At 64.4% G+C, this 15,467-nt stretch carries 18 protein-coding genes, 6 tRNA genes and 1 riboswitch; of the genes, 16 read left to right on the top strand and 8 right to left on the bottom strand.

The window, feature by feature from the left end:
• Positions 1–22 precede the first annotated feature (22 nt).
• The 5 genes from AB0O52_RS10180 to AB0O52_RS10200 all read right to left on the bottom strand — a co-directional run bounded on the left by AB0O52_RS10180 (position 23) and on the right by AB0O52_RS10200 (position 589).
• Positions 23–97, bottom strand: a tRNA-Val gene (locus AB0O52_RS10180).
• A gap of 48 nt (positions 98–145) precedes the next feature.
• Positions 146–218 (bottom strand) — tRNA-Gly (locus AB0O52_RS10185).
• A gap of 56 nt (positions 219–274) precedes the next feature.
• Positions 275–349 (bottom strand) — tRNA-Val (locus AB0O52_RS10190).
• Between the two features lie 41 nt (positions 350–390).
• Positions 391–461: transfer RNA gene (locus AB0O52_RS10195), tRNA-Cys, on the bottom strand.
• A 55-nt stretch (positions 462–516) separates the two neighbouring features.
• A tRNA-Gly gene (locus AB0O52_RS10200) sits at positions 517–589 on the bottom strand.
• A gap of 260 nt (positions 590–849) precedes the next feature.
• On the opposite strand from AB0O52_RS10200, the gene AB0O52_RS10205 reads away from it, so the two are divergent.
• Positions 850–924 (top strand) — tRNA-Val (locus AB0O52_RS10205).
• Positions 925–1,017: 93 nt separating this feature from the next.
• Here AB0O52_RS10205 and AB0O52_RS10210 read toward each other — a convergent pair.
• The gene (locus tag AB0O52_RS10210; protein WP_364537050.1) at positions 1,018–2,166 is read right to left on the bottom strand and encodes a GGDEF domain-containing protein; all 1,149 of its coding nucleotides are present in this window, start codon (positions 2,164–2,166) and stop codon (positions 1,018–1,020) included.
• Positions 2,167–2,285: 119 nt separating this feature from the next.
• The gene (locus AB0O52_RS10215) at positions 2,286–2,516 is read right to left on the bottom strand and encodes a DUF2283 domain-containing protein (protein ID WP_364537053.1); all 231 of its coding nucleotides are present in this window, start codon (positions 2,514–2,516) and stop codon (positions 2,286–2,288) included.
• 91 nt (positions 2,517–2,607) lie between these two features.
• Here AB0O52_RS10215 and AB0O52_RS10220 point away from each other — a divergent pair, with 91 nt between their 5' ends.
• The 14 genes from AB0O52_RS10220 to hisF all read left to right on the top strand — a co-directional run bounded on the left by AB0O52_RS10220 (position 2,608) and on the right by hisF (position 14,270).
• Complete coding sequence (locus tag AB0O52_RS10220; protein WP_364537056.1) at positions 2,608–3,489, top strand: cytochrome; 882 nt, start codon at positions 2,608–2,610, stop codon at positions 3,487–3,489.
• Between the two features lie 50 nt (positions 3,490–3,539).
• Entirely contained in the window at positions 3,540–4,106 is a 567-nt protein-coding gene (gene def, locus AB0O52_RS10225) for a peptide deformylase (protein ID WP_364537059.1), read from the top strand.
• The gene (gene fmt / locus AB0O52_RS10230) at positions 4,103–5,023 is read left to right on the top strand and encodes a methionyl-tRNA formyltransferase (protein WP_364537062.1); all 921 of its coding nucleotides are present in this window, start codon (positions 4,103–4,105) and stop codon (positions 5,021–5,023) included. Before def ends, fmt begins: the two co-directional genes overlap by 4 nt.
• On the top strand, positions 5,020–6,585 hold the full coding sequence (locus AB0O52_RS10235) for a transcription antitermination factor NusB (protein ID WP_364537065.1): 1,566 nt from the start codon (positions 5,020–5,022) through the stop codon (positions 6,583–6,585). The genes fmt and AB0O52_RS10235 overlap by 4 nt, the downstream gene beginning before the upstream one ends.
• Positions 6,586–6,675: 90 nt before the next feature.
• The gene (gene rpe / locus AB0O52_RS10240; RefSeq protein WP_364537441.1) at positions 6,676–7,338 is read left to right on the top strand and encodes a ribulose-phosphate 3-epimerase; all 663 of its coding nucleotides are present in this window, start codon (positions 6,676–6,678) and stop codon (positions 7,336–7,338) included.
• Between the two features lie 79 nt (positions 7,339–7,417).
• A riboswitch (FMN riboswitch) is annotated at positions 7,418–7,572 on the top strand.
• Positions 7,573–7,656: 84 nt separating this feature from the next.
• Positions 7,657–8,355 carry a nicotinamide riboside transporter PnuC gene (pnuC, locus tag AB0O52_RS10245; RefSeq protein ID WP_364537068.1) on the top strand — a complete coding sequence of 233 codons (699 nt, stop codon included), beginning with the start codon at positions 7,657–7,659 and terminating at the stop codon, positions 8,353–8,355.
• Entirely contained in the window at positions 8,352–9,503 is a 1,152-nt protein-coding gene (gene ribD, locus AB0O52_RS10250) for a bifunctional diaminohydroxyphosphoribosylaminopyrimidine deaminase/5-amino-6-(5-phosphoribosylamino)uracil reductase RibD (protein WP_364537071.1), read from the top strand. Before pnuC ends, ribD begins: the two co-directional genes overlap by 4 nt.
• A complete protein-coding gene (locus tag AB0O52_RS10255; RefSeq protein ID WP_364537074.1) occupies positions 9,503–10,141 on the top strand; it encodes a riboflavin synthase in 639 nt (212 codons plus the stop codon). Before ribD ends, AB0O52_RS10255 begins: the two co-directional genes overlap by 1 nt.
• On the top strand, positions 10,138–10,833 hold the full coding sequence (gene ribB / locus AB0O52_RS10260; RefSeq protein ID WP_364537077.1) for a 3,4-dihydroxy-2-butanone-4-phosphate synthase: 696 nt from the start codon (positions 10,138–10,140) through the stop codon (positions 10,831–10,833). The genes AB0O52_RS10255 and ribB overlap by 4 nt, the downstream gene beginning before the upstream one ends.
• A complete protein-coding gene (gene ribA / locus AB0O52_RS10265) occupies positions 10,830–11,531 on the top strand; it encodes a GTP cyclohydrolase II (RefSeq protein ID WP_364537080.1) in 702 nt (233 codons plus the stop codon). The genes ribB and ribA overlap by 4 nt, the downstream gene beginning before the upstream one ends.
• Positions 11,532–11,568: 37 nt before the next feature.
• Entirely contained in the window at positions 11,569–12,054 is a 486-nt protein-coding gene (ribH, locus tag AB0O52_RS10270; protein ID WP_364537083.1) for a 6,7-dimethyl-8-ribityllumazine synthase, read from the top strand.
• 116 nt (positions 12,055–12,170) lie between these two features.
• Positions 12,171–12,434: a phosphoribosyl-ATP diphosphatase gene (locus AB0O52_RS10275; RefSeq protein ID WP_078105460.1), complete on the top strand. Its 264-nt coding sequence runs from the start codon at positions 12,171–12,173 to the stop codon at positions 12,432–12,434.
• A gap of 165 nt (positions 12,435–12,599) precedes the next feature.
• Entirely contained in the window at positions 12,600–13,460 is an 861-nt protein-coding gene (gene hisG, locus AB0O52_RS10280; RefSeq protein ID WP_364537088.1) for an ATP phosphoribosyltransferase, read from the top strand.
• A 33-nt stretch (positions 13,461–13,493) separates the two neighbouring features.
• Complete coding sequence (hisF, locus tag AB0O52_RS10285) at positions 13,494–14,270, top strand: imidazole glycerol phosphate synthase subunit HisF (RefSeq protein WP_364537091.1); 777 nt, start codon at positions 13,494–13,496, stop codon at positions 14,268–14,270.
• A gap of 17 nt (positions 14,271–14,287) precedes the next feature.
• Here the strand turns inward: hisF and AB0O52_RS10290 are convergent, their stop codons facing one another.
• Complete coding sequence (locus AB0O52_RS10290; protein WP_364537094.1) at positions 14,288–14,932, bottom strand: TIGR03085 family metal-binding protein; 645 nt, start codon at positions 14,930–14,932, stop codon at positions 14,288–14,290.
• Positions 14,933–15,021: 89 nt separating this feature from the next.
• On the opposite strand from AB0O52_RS10290, the gene hisI reads away from it, so the two are divergent.
• Positions 15,022–15,450: a phosphoribosyl-AMP cyclohydrolase gene (gene hisI / locus AB0O52_RS10295; protein WP_364537097.1), complete on the top strand. Its 429-nt coding sequence runs from the start codon at positions 15,022–15,024 to the stop codon at positions 15,448–15,450.
• Positions 15,451–15,467: the final 17 nt, after the last annotated feature.

Below are 15,467 nucleotides of genomic sequence, written 5' to 3' on the forward strand. Positions count from 1 at the left end.
CAACAAGCAAGTTGCCTTGCCTTGGTGGGCGATACTGGGATCGAACCAGTGACCTCTTCCGTGTCAGGGAAGCGCGCTACCGCTGCGCCAATCGCCCGGATCGGCATAAGCCGGCCGGCCCGTTGCCGGGACCTTAAAATACGAGAGCGGACGACGAGATTCGAACTCGCGACATCCACCTTGGCAAGGTGGTGCTCTACCAGCTGAGCTACGTCCGCACATGATGGCCTCCGGCCGGGGCCGGATGTTCATCAACAAGCAAGTTGCCTTGCCTTGGTGGGCGATACTGGGATCGAACCAGTGACCTCTTCCGTGTCAGGGAAGCGCGCTACCGCTGCGCCAATCGCCCAAATGCAATCCGGCCTGGACCGGAAACCAAGGTTTTCACCGAGGTGGGTACGGGATTCGAACCCGTGTATACGGCTTTGCAGGCCGCTGCCTCGCCTCTCGGCCAACCCACCGTGTAAGCACGATTCCTGGGGTTCCAAGAAGTCAATGCCGTGACAGTGTCCTGCGAGCGGACGACGAGATTCGAACTCGCGACATCCACCTTGGCAAGGTGGTGCTCTACCAGCTGAGCTACGTCCGCATTGTCCTCTGCAGCGGCCTGCCCGCAGGGGGCATTCCGTCGCTTTCCGACGAGTAAAAACTCTATAGGAGGTTCCGGGAAACTCCAAATCGATCGGCCGGAATCGTAAGCAATGGGTGCTTGTTCCTTGAATTGGCGCGGATTTTCCGAGTTACACGGGTGTGATTCGTGGGTCTTTTCTCGAGTGTTGCCTGCTCGGCCGGCCCGACGCTTTCCGGATTTTTGAATTCCGGCCGGGGTCGGTTAGTCTTCTTGTGCACGGGCGATTGGCGCAGTGGTAGCGCGCTTCGTTCACACCGAAGAGGTCACTGGTTCGAACCCAGTATCGCCCACCAAGAAGAGGTCCTGTGCGAAACATTGTTCATGTTTCGCGCAGGACCTCTTGTCATTGCCGGCGGGTTCCTGCATCGTCGCCCATCGAGGACCGATCATGTGCGGGGCGCTGCCCTGACCACCCGGTTCCTTCCGAGTGACTTGGCTTCGTAGAGGGCCGCGTCGGCGGCTGCAATCATCGCCGTGAGGTCGACTGCGCCGAACTGGGTTGAGGTGACTCCGTAGCTCACCGTAGGGATGTGGACGTCGTCGAGGCTTTTGCTGGCGGCCAAAGAGCGATTGATCTCGGCCGCGATGCTCTCGGCCCGCTCCTGGGCCGCTCCAGGCAAGAGCAAGATGAATTCTTCGCCCCCATACCGTCCGACGAGGTCGGTGGATCGTACGGACTCGGAGCACGCAGCCGCGAATGCTTGCAGGGCGGCGTCACCGGCGGCGTGACCGTACTCGTCATTGATCGCTTTGAAGTGGTCCAGGTCGGCCAGGATCAAGGACGCGACAGAGCCCGTGGTGTGCAGGCGCTCAAGTTCCTTAGTGGCCAGATCCATGAAAGTGCCACGATTGAGAAGCCCGGTCAGGTTGTCGCGGGCGGCGCGTTCGCTGAGCCGGTTGATCAGCTGATCGTTGCTGAGGGCAGTCATGCTGAAAGAGACCGCAACGAGGAGTACCAGCGTCACGAGGCTGGCCATTGACGGGCCGAAATACATGCGGAAATTCGGTCCGCTTGGACCGTCTACGAGGTACACGGCCAGGCGGCAGAAATAGTAGGCGGCCAGGAATCCCGCGGCCAAGGCCATCGACTTGTGCACGTGGGAGTAGCTGGAGTCCAACAGCCACAGGTCGCGGGACGCCAACGCGATGCCCAGGGTCATGAATCCCAGATAGACCAGGCCCCCGGACCAGGTGTTGTAACCGGGGTTCTCCAATAGGGACGAGAGTGCTGTGATTCCACACGCCGTAGCAAACTGCCATTTTGGCGGCGGCAACATCCGGAGAGAGCGGGCTCCGGTCCAGACACTCAGTGCCCCGCCCACCAAAAGGACGTTTCCCGAAGGATTCGCCCAGACTTGGTGTGGTGTCCCGTTGAGAAGGAAGGCCAGGTTTCCAGCAAGGAAGAACAAGAGGGCGATGCACCACCACCCGTTGTAGGAGGACCGCGTGCGCCTGAAGGATGCATAAAAAAGAAGGAGCAGCGTCAGGGCGACCACGCCAAGGGCCACTCGCAGTGTTGTTATATCGAGGACCACTTTTCGCTCCCGTATCCGCGGACGTGACCAATTATGGCACCGGGAGTCAAGGAAACTTGTGCGCCATGCGTGGAGGCCCTGGTTGCGGGGCGGAGCGGCGCTTGCTTTTGTATTTCAGATCACTCACCCGGATTTGATGCTTTGGCGTTTACCTCCGGGCTGAGGGCGAGATCGGCGTTGAGGATTTCGAAACCAAGGATGTGTCCGTCCCTGTCCAAATCAACCACAATCTGGCCGTCCCCGCCCGGAAGGTCAATGGGGCCAAGCTGGCGTACCGATGAGCCATCTTCGATCGCTCCGAGCAATGAAACATAGGCCGCCCGCGCTTCAGGGTCGTAAGAAATCCGCATATTCAAATCATCCCCCTGAACCTGTGTTCTTTCGTCGGCACCTGCCTAGGCTCCGGATCTTCTTGTCAGCGGTGTGTGAAAGAGTTTTCCTATGACAGATCCACTGCTTGCCCACGCCACCGAATACGGCCGGATGTATGCCCGGTCCACGGCCGAGACCTTCTCGGTCCCTTCCATCACCACAGTGATCGGCCAGCAGGCCCACTCCCTGGACGGCTGGTTCGGCTACATGGGTGCCAGCAGCCTGGCGAAGGATCCCGAGCTCCCGCAACATCTCTCCAGCCCCGCCAAGATGAGGCAGGCCGTCAACAAGGCGGCCAAGGCTGCGGAGGTGTACCGGGACGACGCTGCACGCCGCGGCGACCGCGTGCACAACTACTGCGAGCAAGTGGCCCTGCGCGCCCTTGGACGGCCGCACCGTGTGAAGGAAACGCGCGAAGAGCTCGCTTCACATGGCGAGGAAGCCTTCGCGGCCCGCTTCGATGAATGGTGGGAGCTGTACCGGGTGGAGCCCGTTGCGCCCGAGATCACCGTGTGGAACGCCAGCGTTGGCTATGCCGGAACCCTTGACCTCGTCGCCAAAATCAACGGCAGGATCTGCCTGATCGACTACAAGACCAAAGGCACCACCCGGGATGGAACGGTGAAACCCCTCGACGACAAGGTGGTGATGCAGCTGGTTGCGGGCATGAAGGCCGAGGAAAGCCTTGTGGATCCAGTGGCAGGGGAGTGGGAGCCGTGGAAGTACGGTGAAAACCCTGTCCTGCTTGCGGTGGCTATCGGCGAGACCGAAGTGCGCCCCCAGCTGGCCAACCCGGACGTTCTCAAGCACCACTGGTGGAAATTCTGCGCCTTGAAGCGAGTGTGGGAGATGTCCGCGGATGTGGCCGCAGCCGGAACGGCGCTGCTCCCTGTAGCTCCGCCGTCGTACCCTGCCGCAGCGGCGCCCGCAGGCTCAACTAAACTGGCCTAGGCCCCTTTTGCGGGGACCGAAACTTTGCCGATCGTGAGGAAAGACAGCACATGGCCATTTTGAGTATCCGTATCATCGGCGACCCCGTGCTCCGCACGGTTGCTGATCCAGTCACGGAATTCGGGCCTGAGCTCGCCAAACTCGTCTCGGACATGACCGAGACCATGGAAGACGTGGACGGTGCAGGGCTCGCCGCACCCCAGGTCGGCGTCAGCCAACGGGTCTTCACCTACCGGATCGGCGGTGTGGAAGGGCACATCATCAACCCCGTACTGGAAAACAGCGAGGACTTCCAGCCCGACGAGGTGGAAGGCTGCCTCTCCATTCCCGGACTCGCGTTCCCGGTGCGCCGCCGCAAGACCACCCGCGCCACCGGGGTGGACCTGAACGGCAACCCCGTGTCCGTTGAAGCGGAAGGCATGCTCGCCCGCTGCTTCCAGCACGAGACGGACCACCTGGACGGGATCCTGTTCACCGACCGCCTGGAGGGTGAGGACCGGAAAGCCGCACTCCGGGCCATCCGCGCGGCGAACTACCACACCGTGACAGAACGGACCACCGCCAAGCGGGCCAACACTGTCGGCTCCAGCTTCGGCAGCTTCGGGGCTGCCGAATGAGGGTGCTTTTCGCCGGCACCCCGGCTGTAGCCGTCCCATCCCTGGACGCGCTCATCGAGGCGGGTTTCGAGATCGTGGCGGTGCTGACGAGGCCGGATGCCCCGACCGGCCGCAAACGGATCCTGACGCCCTCGCCCGTGGCAGCACGTGCCGCCGAACTGGGCATCGACATCATCCACGCCTCGAAAGTGGATGCCGGGACCACCGAGCGGATCGCTTCCTATGAGCCGGACGTCGCAGCGATTGTCGCCTACGGAGGCCTCGTCCCCAAAGCCGCACTCGGAGTCCCGCGCCAGGGCTGGATCAACCTCCACTTCTCCCTCCTTCCTGCCTGGCGCGGCGCCGCACCGGTCCAACGTTCAGTCATCGCCGGCGACGACATCACCGGCGCGGCTACCTTCCTCCTGGAAGAAGGACTCGACACGGGACCGGTCTTCGGGACTTTGACGGAAACCGTACGTCCCGAGGACACGGCCGGCGACTTGCTGGAGCGGCTTTCGCGCAGCGGCGCGATCCTGCTCGCCCAGACACTATCCGCCGTCGAGTCCGGCAAGGCGGCCCCCTTGCCGCAGCAAGGCGATGTCACGCTCGCGCCCAAACTGACGCTCGACGACGGCCGGCTCGACTGGACGCAACCGGCCCTCGCCATTAACCGCAGGTCCCGCGGCGTCACGCCCGAACCGGGAGCGTGGACCATGCTCGACGGGCAGCGCGTCAAGCTGGAACCCGTCGGTCTGCGCCCGGACATCCGGGACCTTGCACCCGGCCAGGTCCGGGTTGATGGCAAGAACGTCCTGGTCGGGACCGGATCCCATGCGGTGCAGCTCGGGCGGATCCAGCCTGCGGGCAAGAAGATGATGCCGTCGGCCGATTGGGCCCGTGGTTTGGCAACACCAGAAAGCGTGGAATTCGAATGAATGAGTCCGGCCGGCGCGGCCCCAACAACGGTGGCCCCAACAACGGTGGGAAAAGGGATGGCGGGGGCCACGGCAACCGCGGTCCCCGCGGCGAAAGCAACCGCAACGCCCAAGGCCGTGAACGCAACAGGGGCCCGCAACGCGGTTTCTCCGCCAACGCACCGTCCCAGCGCACCCGGCGCGCGGATCCGGCCCGATTGGTGGCGTTTGAAGTCCTGCGCGCAGTCGCTTCGGAAGACGCGTACGCGAACCTCGTGCTGCCCTCACGGATCCGCCACCACCACCTCGACAAGCGCGACGCCGGATTCGCCACCGAGCTGAGCTACGGGGCCCTGCGCGGCCAGGGGATGTACGACGCCGTCCTGGCCGAGTGTGTCGACCGGCCGCTCACCCAACTCGATCCGGCAGTCCTTGATGCCTTGCGACTTGGTGCCCACCAATTGCTCGCGATGCGTGTTCCTGCCCACGCCGCACTGGACCAGACTGTCGGGCTGGCCCGCGCGGTCATCGGAGCCGGCCCGTCGTCGCTCATCAACGCGGTGCTCCGGAAAGTCACTGCTAGGACGCTGTCGGAGTGGCTCGACCACTTGCTGGAAAACGAGACCGACGAGACCCGGATCGCCTCCGTACGCCATGCGCACCCGGAATGGATTGTCAGGGCGCTGCGGCAGTCGCTCGTCATGCATGGCCGCCCCGCGAGCGAAATCACCGAACTGCTTGAAGCCGACAACGCCGCCCCGGTGGTGAACCTGGTGGCGCTGCCCGGCATCGGCAACCTCGAAGAAGCCTTGGAGAACGGGGCCACTCCCGGCGAGCTCGTCATCGATTCGGCGCTGTCCAGCGGCGGCGATCTCGGGCGCCTGTCCTCCATCCGCGAAGGCACCACGCGCGTCCAGGACGTCGGATCCCAGTTGGTGGCCCGCGCCGTCGCGGCCGTGGACCTCGGACAGGCCGCCAGGGACGGCGAGAAGTGGCTGGACCTTTGCGCCGGTCCCGGTGGCAAGGCGGCGTTGCTGGCTGCCCTCGCCCACAAGGAAGGCGCGAGCCTCTTGGCCAATGAACCCGCAGAACACCGGGCAAAGCTGGTCAGCCAGGCGCTCTCGGCGGTTCCGGCGGACGCCTGGACCGTTCGGATAGGCGATGGACGCGACGTCGGCAAGGAACAACCGGAAACTTTCGACCGCGTGCTGGTCGACGTCCCCTGCAGCGGCCTTGGCGCGCTGCGCCGCCGCCCCGAATCGCGCTGGCGCCGGACGCCCAAGGACCTTGCCGATCTCGGTCCGTTGCAGCGTGAATTGCTCAACTCGGCCATCGACGCTGTCAAACCGGGCGGAGTGGTGGCGTACGTGACGTGCTCCCCGCACCCGGCCGAAACCACCGCCGTCGTCAGCGATGTCCTGCGCAAGCGGGACGATTTGGAGCAGATCGACGCCGGCGCGGCCCTGGACTCGGTCAGCCTGACCGGCAACCTCGGCGCGGGGCACGGGTTGACCGCCCAATTGTGGCCGCATGTGCATCAGACTGATGCGATGTTCCTGGCGCTTATCCGGAAGAATCCGTAACCTTCAGCGCCTTTCCCCGGCTTAAAGTCCCGCGTGCCTAAGCTGGAGAATTGCCACCACCACACCGTCACCAATACTGAGGGAATTGCCTTGACTGAGTGCTGTATCAACCCGAGCATCCTGTCCGCGGACTTCGTGAACCTGGAAGCCGAGCTGAAGAGAATCAGCAACGCCGACGCCGTCCACGTCGATGTGATGGACAACCACTTTGTTCCGAACCTGACGCTCGGCCTGCCGGTCGTGGAGCGGATCCAGGCCGTCAGTCCGGTTCCGCTGGACGCCCATCTGATGATCGCCGACGCCGACCGCTGGGCGCCGGCCTACGCCGACGCCGGCGTGGCTTCCGTGACCTTCCATGCGGAAGCGGCGATGGCCCCCATCAAGCTCGCCCGCGAGCTCCGTGCCCGGGGTGCGAAGGCGGGCATGGCCCTTCGCCCGGCCACGCCGGTGGAACCATACCTGGACATGCTCAGTGAATTGGACATGCTCCTCATCATGACCGTGGAACCGGGCTTCGGCGGGCAGTCCTTCCTGGACGTCACGCTGCCGAAGATCCGGCGGGCGCGTGCGGCGATCGACGGCTCCGGTATCGGCGTCGCAATCCAGGTTGATGGCGGCGTCACGGAAGAGACCATTGTCCGGGCAGCCGAAGCCGGCGCGAATGTGTTCGTTGCCGGCTCCGCGGTCTACGGCCATGAGGACCCCGCTGCCGCTATTGAGCGGCTCCGCGCCGCCGGCCTCGCGGCTATGTGACAACAATGACGCAATTGCATTCATATTGCTACGGGAATACACCGGCCATGCCTCCAGTTGTGTCAGAATAGCAACACACATACGTGCTCCGGGGTCGGTGTAATTCCGAACCGGCGGTTATAGTCCGCGACCCGCGAGCCATCGCGTTTCCTGCACGGGAATCTCGACGGCGGACGGTTGAACTGGTGGAATTCCAGTACCGACAGTTAAAGTCTGGATGGGAGAAGCACGTACAGTCATGTCTCGGCGTTCCGTGCGCCCGGCATCGCGCTGTCGTACACCCCCGGAGCCATCGCGGCATTCGAGGGAAGGAACGGCATGGACTTTCTGCGATGGCTCTTCGAAGCACAGATTCCCGTAGGCGGATCTGTTCTTGTTCTTCGCGAAGTGCTAGGCAATATTTTCGGGCTCGCCAGCGCCTTGGGCGGCATGCGCCGCAAAGTCTGGGCATGGCCCATCGGGATCGCAGGCAACCTGCTCCTGCTGACGGTCTTTCTTGGCAACGTCTTCGGTGCCGCCTCGCCGGCAACCCTGTGGGGCCAGGCCGGACGCCAGATCATGTTCATCAGCGTCGCAGCCTACGGCTGGTACCGCTGGCGCCAGGGCCGCCAACCAGGCACCCACGGGCACGCCATTGTGCCCGGATGGGCAAGCCCCAAAGTGCGGATGGCAATGGCGGCAGCCATGATTGCGGGAACAGCCGGCCTGACTCCCGTCTTCGACGCCATGGGTTCCTACCCTCCCGTGTGGGCAGACGCCTGGACCTTCATGGGCTCCCTTCTGGCGACATATGGGATGGCGCGCGGCTGGACCGAATTCTGGCTGATCTGGGTTGCCGTGGACATTGTGGGAGTTCCGCTGCTTTTCAGCGCAGGCTACTTTGCCAGCGCTTTCATGTACCTCTTTTACGGGTTCTTCACACTTGCCGGATTCTTTGTCTGGTGGCGCGCAGACCGACGTGTAAACCGGCCGCCCAAGCCAACGCCCGAGCCGGAAACCGCAGGAGCCCTCTCATGAGCGAGGCCTTGAAGCTGAACTTCCCTGAAGCTGAGTCAGCGGCCATGGAAACCGCGTTGCACGTCGCCCTCCGGGGACACCGTGGCGCCAATCCCCTCGTGGGAGCGGTTGTGCTCGGGCCCCATGGCGAACAGCTCGTCACGGGCTACCACCGCGGCGCCGGCACGCCCCACGCCGAGGCCGATGCGATCGCCAAGGCGCAGGCAAAGGGCCTGGACCTCGCCGGGACAACCATGGTGGTCACCTTGGAGCCTTGCAACCACATAGGGCGCACGGGACCTTGTGCGCGGGCCATCATTGACGCCGGGATATCCCGCGTGGTCTACGCCGTGGACGATCCCCACGATCCCGCCGCCGGAGGTGCCGGCACGCTGCGCGCTGCCGGAGTGGACGTGCAGTCCGGGCTGGCCGCCGCCGAGTCCTGGGAGCTGAACCGCGAGTGGTTCAATGCGGTGGAAGCGAGGCGCCCGTTCGTCACGCTTCACATTGCCCAGACCCTGGACAGCAGGATCGCGGCCACCGACGGGACCAGCCAATGGATCTCCAGCCCGGAATCGCTGGCCGACAACCACGGACTGCGCCGCTTGATCGACGCCATCCTCGTGGGCACCGAAACCGTCCTGGTCGACAACCCGCGGCTGACAGCGCGGGAAGCGGACGGCGCGGAATCGCCAAACCAGCCGCTCCGGGCTGTCATGGGGCTGCGGGAGGTCCCTGCGGATGCCGCGGTGCGGGGGACTGACGGCAAGTTCATCCAGTTGCCAACGCGCGATCCTTCAGAAGCTTTGGAGTTGCTGTTCGCTGAAGGCGTCCGGCACGTCATGGTGGAAGGCGGCTCCCGCATCCTGAGCGCCTTCCTTGCCGCGGGTCTTGTGGATGAATTGATCGTCTATCTCGCGCCCACCCTGTTGGGCTCGGGTACACCTGCCCTGACGGATCTGGGCATCTCCACCCTCGCTGACGCCCAGTACTGGAACTGGGACGACGCCGGTGGCGGCGCGGTCCACGCACTCGGCCGCGACCTGCGGCTGCATTTGAGGTCCGGACCATCGGACGGAAACAAACCGGCGTGGACGAAGTCCCACACCGAACACCATGAACCATTTCCGGGCAAGGACGCCTCGGACACCACCACAGGAGGACACTGATGTTTACCGGAATCGTTGCTGAACAAGGCACGGTCCTGTCCGTCGAGCACGACGGCGAGGCCAGCGCCACGCTGCGCCTCATGGCCCCCAGCACCACTGAAGGTCTTGGCTTGGGCGGCTCCATCGCCGTCAACGGCGTGTGCCTCACCGCAACGGACATAGACGGCCGGGAGTTCAGCGTCGACGTCATGGGTGAAACCCTCGTACGGACCACCATCGGCGAACTGACTGCGGGCGACACTGTGAACCTCGAGCGTTGCGTACAAGCCGGCGGCCGCTTGGACGGCCACGTCGTGCAGGGCCACGTCGACGGCGTCGGCCAGCTTCTGGAGCGCGAGTCGCTGGGCAACTGGGACCGCCTCCGCTTCGCCGTGCCGGCCCCGCTGGCACGGTACATCGCCGAAAAGGGCTCGATCGCCGTCGACGGCGTTTCACTCACCGTCACTGCCGTCAGCCCGGCCGAAGAAGAGAACCCCTGGTTTGAAGTGGGACTCATTCCCACCACGCTGGACGAAACCGGGCTCGGGGCCAAGGCCACAGGCGGCCGCGTCAACCTTGAGGTGGACGTTCTCGCGAAATACACCGAGCGCCTGCTGTCCTTCCGCTCCCCGGCAACTACCGGCGGGGCTGCCCAGTGAGCGCCGCACACAACGGCAGTACCACCGTGGTACGCCAGGGGCTGGACCCCGTCGAGAAGGCTATTCAGGCCATGGCAGCCGGCCGGCCCGTCATTGTCGTGGACAATGAAGACCGCGAAAACGAAGGCGATATCATCTTCGCCGCCGAACACGCGACTCCTGCCCTCATGGGCTGGACCATCCGCTACAGCTCGGGAGTCATTTGCGTACCCCTCGAGGGTTCGCGGGCTGATGCCCTGGCGCTCCCGCCGATGGTCCTGGTCAATGAAGACGCCAAGGGCACGGCGTACACGGTGTCCTGCGATGCTGCCTTCGGCGTAAGCACCGGTATTTCCGCAACGGACAGGGCCCTGACTGCACGGATTCTGGCTGATCCACGCAGCACGCCGTCATCGATCACCCGGCCCGGGCATATTTTTCCGCTCCGGGCCGTTAAGGGGGGAGTGCGTGAACGTCCGGGACACACGGAGGCGGCAGTTGATCTCTGCCGGCTTGCAGGGCTCGCCCCGGTGGGAGTGATCGCCGAGTTGGTACATGACGATGGTGAAATGATGCGCCTGGACAGCCTCCGGGAGTTCGCTGCCGAGCACGGATGTCCTCTGATTTCGATCGAGGACCTCGTGGCTTATGTTGTAGCGTCGGAGGCTGAACACCAGGTTGCAATACCGGCAGGAAACGAGGAGCAGCGATGACCACAGCGACAACGCACGACGGCGGCACGCACGCGCGCGCACCGCATCCCGTGAGCGGCGGCCCGATTGTCCAGCTACCCACCGCCTTCGGTGGGTTCGTGGCACAAGCGTGGACCGACCTTGCGACGGGTGCGGAGCACCTCGCGGTGAGTTCCCCGAAAACGCCGCGCGAAGGCAAGGCCCCGCTGGTGCGCCTCCATTCGGAGTGCCTCACGGGCGACGTTTTCGGCTCGTACCGCTGTGACTGCGGCGAACAGCTGGCCTACGCCCTCGAGCTGATCCGCGAAGAGGGCGGCACCCTGCTCTACCTGCGTGGACAAGAAGGCCGAGGCATCGGCCTGGCAAACAAAATGAAGGCCTACGCCCTTCAAGAGGCAGGGTTCGACACGGTTGAGGCCAACGAGCAGCTCGGGCTGCCGGTGGACGCCCGCTGCTACAAAGCGGCTGCCCAGATCCTTGCCGAAATGGGCCTTCACGAAATCCGCCTCCTGAGCAACAACCCGGACAAGCAGAACCGGCTTGCCGCAGCCGGCGTGAAGGTGGTCGAGATGGTGCCCACGGAGGTCCCGTCCCGTGAAGAAAACCTTCGGTACCTTCAGACCAAGAAGGACCGCATGGACCACCGACTGACCCTCGGTGACACAGAACCGGCCGGTACCCATGCAGCTACCGGCACTTTCGACCTCGAACAAGACTGAACTTTTCTAACAAGACTGAACGGATTACCACACACCCATGAGCGGACACGGCGCCCCCACCATCGACCTCACTGCCCTCAACCCGGAGGAAACCCACCAGCTGAAACTCGCCATCGTGGCTGCCAGCTGGCACACCCAGATCATGGACGGGCTCCTCGACGGAGCGCTGCGTGCTGCAAAGGAAGCCGGCATTGCCGAGCCCACTGTGCTGCGCGTCCCGGGGTCCTTTGAGCTTCCCGTCGCGGCGGCACGGCTCGCACCGCATTTCGACGCCGTCGTTGCCCTCGGCGTCGTCATCCGCGGAGGTACGCCGCACTTTGACTACGTGTGCCAGGCGGCGACGTCGGGACTCACTGAAGTCAGCGTTCGCACCGGCGTGCCGGTGGGTTTCGGCGTGCTCACGTGCGACACCGAGCAGCAGGGCCTGGACCGCGCAGGACTTGAAGGCTCGTCCGAGGACAAAGGACACGAAGCCGTCACCGCCGCGCTCGCCACGGCACTGACCCTCAAGCAGTACGCCTAGCAATCGACGGAAGGGATGTGGGCGTGCCGGCGCACATTGTGCGTTCGCTCACATCCCTGCCGTCATGCAATGACCCGACAGGCGGTCACCGGTCCCGAGCAAGTAGGCTGTAGGGCGTGAAGAATTTCGAGACGCTGTTCGCAGAACTGAGCGAAAAGGCAGCGACCCGTCCGGCGGGCTCCCGTACCGTCGCCGAATTGGACTCCGGAATCCACGGCATCGGCAAGAAGGTCGTGGAGGAAGCCGCCGAAGTCTGGATGGCTGCAGAGTATGAATCCGATGAAGCCGCGGCCGAGGAAATCTCCCAGTTGCTCTACCACCTGCAGGTCCTGATGCTCGCCAAGGGTCTGGGCCTGGAAGACGTTTACAAGCATCTCTAGCCACGTCAGCTCCCCGCGGACCCGAAAGGTCCTGCTGGAGCCCAGCGTGGCCCCCGCGCCCACTGCGCCCTCTCTGAGACAGCCCTCTGAGAACAGTGCCTCTGAGAACAGTGCAGTGAGCACAATGCCTGAGACATCCCCTTCCACTCCCCAAGAAAGTCCCCCATGCTGCGAGTAGCCGTCCCCAACAAGGGATCCTTGTCCGAAGCCGCCTCCGCGATGCTGTCCGAGGCGGGATACCGCCAGCGCCGCGATACCCGCGAGCTGGTCATGGTCGATCCCGACAACGACATTGAATTCTTCTTCCTCCGCCCCCGCGACATCGCGGTGTATGTCGGCCAAGGAACCCTCGACGTCGGCATCACCGGCCGCGACCTCCTGCTGGACGCGCAGGTCGAAGCAGAAGAGCTGCTTCCGCTTGGCTTCGCGGCGTCCACATTCCGTTTCGCCGGTCCCGTCGGTGACTTCTCCACGGTCGAGCAGCTTGAAGGCAAGCGACTCGCGACGAGCTACGACGGACTCCTGCGCGATTACCTCGCCGAGCGGGGCGTCAAGGCCAAGGTCGTCCGCCTCGACGGCGCCGTCGAGTCTTCCGTGCGCCTCGGCGTCGCTGACGCGATCGCCGACGTCGTCGAAACCGGAAATACGCTCAAAGCCGCCGGAATGGAGATCTTCGGCGAGCCCATCCTCAAGTCCGAGGCCGTCCTGATCCGCCGCACGGGCGAGGGTGGTGCCGCAAACGGCACCGCGAAGGAGATCGAAGTCCTGATCCGGCGCCTGCAGGGCGTGCTCGTCGCCCGTCAGTACGTCCTCATGGACTACGACATCCGCAAGGATCTTGTAGAAGAAGCCGCCACCCTCACCCCGGGTCTGGAATCGCCCACCGTGTCGCCGCTGCGCGACTCCGATTGGGTTGCCGTCCGCTCCATGGTTCCCAAAAAGGAAACCAACCGGATCATGGATGAACTGTACGACCTCGGCGCCCGCGCCATCCTGGTGAGCAGCATCCACGCCTGCCGCATCTGACGCCATCCAAGAGAGACAATTCCAGGAGTAGCAATGGCTGTAGCAGTACGGGTCATCCCTTGCCTAGATGTCGACGCCGGCCGCGTGGTGAAGGGCATCAATTTCGAGGGTCTTCGCGACGCCGGAGACCCCGTAGAGCTGGCGCACCGCTATGACAACGCCGGGGCGGACGAGCTCACTTTCCTCGATGTCACGGCGTCTTCCGGCAACCGGGAAACCACGTTCGACGTCGTTCGACGCACCGCCGAGGAAGTCTTCATCCCGCTTACGGTCGGCGGTGGCGTCCGCGGCGTGGCCGAAGTGGACAAGCTCCTGCGTTTCGGCGCGGACAAGGCCTCCATCAACACGGCCGCCGTCGCACGCCCGGACGTCATCGACGAGATCACGCGCCACTTCGGATCCCAGGTACTGGTCCTGTCGGTGGACGCGCGACGGACGAGGCCCGGCTCCGAGCCCACGGCTTCCGGCTTCGAGGTGACCACCCACGGCGGACGCCAGGGAACCGGAATCGACGCCATCGCGTGGGCCAAGGAAGCCGCGGACCGCGGTGTGGGGGAGATCCTCCTGAATTCGATTGACGCCGACGGCACCAAGGACGGCTTCGACCTCGAACTCATCCGCCTGGTCCGTGCGGCCGTCCGCATCCCGATCATCGCCTCCGGGGGCGCTGGAGAACCGGCGCATTTCCCGCCCGCAGTGGAAGCAGGTGCCGACGCCGTTCTGGCAGCCTCGGTGTTCCACTTCGGTCCCGATGACATGATGGCCCAGGTCAAGGCAGCGATTCGCGAAGCAGGCTTCCTGGTCCGCTAGTTGGGCTTAACGGCGGGTCAGAGGCCGACTTCGGCTGACTGAAGAAGGGCGACGGCGTCCGGCTGGCCTTCGAAGGTGACCAGCGCGTGATGCGTGCGGCCGTGGGCATGCATCAGGAGTTCACCGGGTTCACCCACGATGGCGACGGATACGGGAGCCCGTTTGGCCACATGGCGGGGACCGGAGGGGCGGACCAACACGATCCCGAGATCCACGCCGCGGTAAAGAATGGCAGCGCGTTTGATCAATTCGTCCCACAGGGCGTCCGAGTATTCCTCGTCCAGGGCCCGTGGAGCCCAACGGTCTCCGGCCCGGCGGATGTCTTCGGTGTGCACGAAATATTCGATGAGGTTGGAGGACTCGTCGAGGGCCTTGATCTTGAGGGGAGACAAGGCGGGCGGTCCTGCGCGGAAGGTATTCACCAGCTCGGCGTAATCTTCCGTGGTTTTGAGCTTGGAGGCCAGTTTGGCCGTGGCTTTGTCCGAGGCCCGGGCGAGGCTCTTGATGACCAAGCCGATGCCGACGGCCGCTTTTCGTTCCCGCAAGTACAAGTGCGCCGCGAGGTCCCTTGTCAGCCACCCTTCGCAGAGCGTGGGGGAGTCAGGTCCGGCCGCCAGGAGTGTTTCGGCCAGTACTTCGCGGGAGGGATCGACGAAATGCATCACTTGTGAAACTAGCACGAGACGCGCTCTGTTGCGCAGTGGAACCGCCGCTGAATTTCGGCCCCCCATAAGGCACTAGACTTGATCTGATGTCTGAGCAGTCAACACCCCCAGCCACGCCCGCTGCCGCCTTTGCCGCGGAGCCCGCCGTCGTGCCCGCAAGTCCGCTCCCGCAAGAGCTGGCCGCCGCGCTGAAGCGCGATTCCGCCGGCCTCGTGGCAGCGATCATCCAGCAGTTCGACACCGACGAAGTGCTGATGCTCGGCTGGATGGACGATGAGGCTCTGCACCGGACCCTGACCACCGGGCGCGTGACATTCTTCTCCCGTTCCCGCCAGGAATACTGGCGCAAGGGTGACACTTCCGGGCACGTCCAGTTCGTGAAATCGGTGGCCTTGGATTGCGACGGCGATGCCCTCCTGGTCCGCGTCGACCAAGTGGGCGCGGCCTGCCACACCGGTACGCGCACGTGCTTCGATGACCGGAGCCTCGCCGCCGTGACCGGCGAGCGGGACTAGCCACTACACACCATCCA

This window comes from Arthrobacter sp. NPDC080073, assembly GCF_040686575.1.
Lineage (GTDB): Bacteria > Actinomycetota > Actinomycetes > Actinomycetales > Micrococcaceae > Arthrobacter.

Bases quoted from the DNA above. Each gene is read 5' to 3' on its own strand.
- hisI (WP_364537097.1), top strand. From the start codon at position 15,022: ATGTCTGAGCAGTCAACACCCCCAGCCACGCCCGCTGCCGCCTTTGCC.
- hisF (WP_364537091.1), top strand. From the start codon at position 13,494: ATGGCTGTAGCAGTACGGGTCATCCCTTGCCTAGATGTCGACGCCGGC.
- fmt (WP_364537062.1), top strand. From the start codon at position 4,103: ATGAGGGTGCTTTTCGCCGGCACCCCGGCTGTAGCCGTCCCATCCCTG.
- ribD (WP_364537071.1), top strand. From the start codon at position 8,352: ATGAGCGAGGCCTTGAAGCTGAACTTCCCTGAAGCTGAGTCAGCGGCC.
- AB0O52_RS10215 (WP_364537053.1), bottom strand. From the start codon at position 2,516: ATGCGGATTTCTTACGACCCTGAAGCGCGGGCGGCCTATGTTTCATTG.
- def (WP_364537059.1), top strand. From the start codon at position 3,540: ATGGCCATTTTGAGTATCCGTATCATCGGCGACCCCGTGCTCCGCACG.
- ribH (WP_364537083.1), top strand. From the start codon at position 11,569: ATGAGCGGACACGGCGCCCCCACCATCGACCTCACTGCCCTCAACCCG.
- pnuC (WP_364537068.1), top strand. From the start codon at position 7,657: ATGGACTTTCTGCGATGGCTCTTCGAAGCACAGATTCCCGTAGGCGGA.
- AB0O52_RS10290 (WP_364537094.1), bottom strand. From the start codon at position 14,932: ATGCATTTCGTCGATCCCTCCCGCGAAGTACTGGCCGAAACACTCCTG.
- AB0O52_RS10235 (WP_364537065.1), top strand. From the start codon at position 5,020: ATGAATGAGTCCGGCCGGCGCGGCCCCAACAACGGTGGCCCCAACAAC.
- AB0O52_RS10255 (WP_364537074.1), top strand. From the start codon at position 9,503: ATGTTTACCGGAATCGTTGCTGAACAAGGCACGGTCCTGTCCGTCGAG.
- AB0O52_RS10220 (WP_364537056.1), top strand. From the start codon at position 2,608: ATGACAGATCCACTGCTTGCCCACGCCACCGAATACGGCCGGATGTAT.
- hisG (WP_364537088.1), top strand. From the start codon at position 12,600: ATGCTGCGAGTAGCCGTCCCCAACAAGGGATCCTTGTCCGAAGCCGCC.
- ribA (WP_364537080.1), top strand. From the start codon at position 10,830: ATGACCACAGCGACAACGCACGACGGCGGCACGCACGCGCGCGCACCG.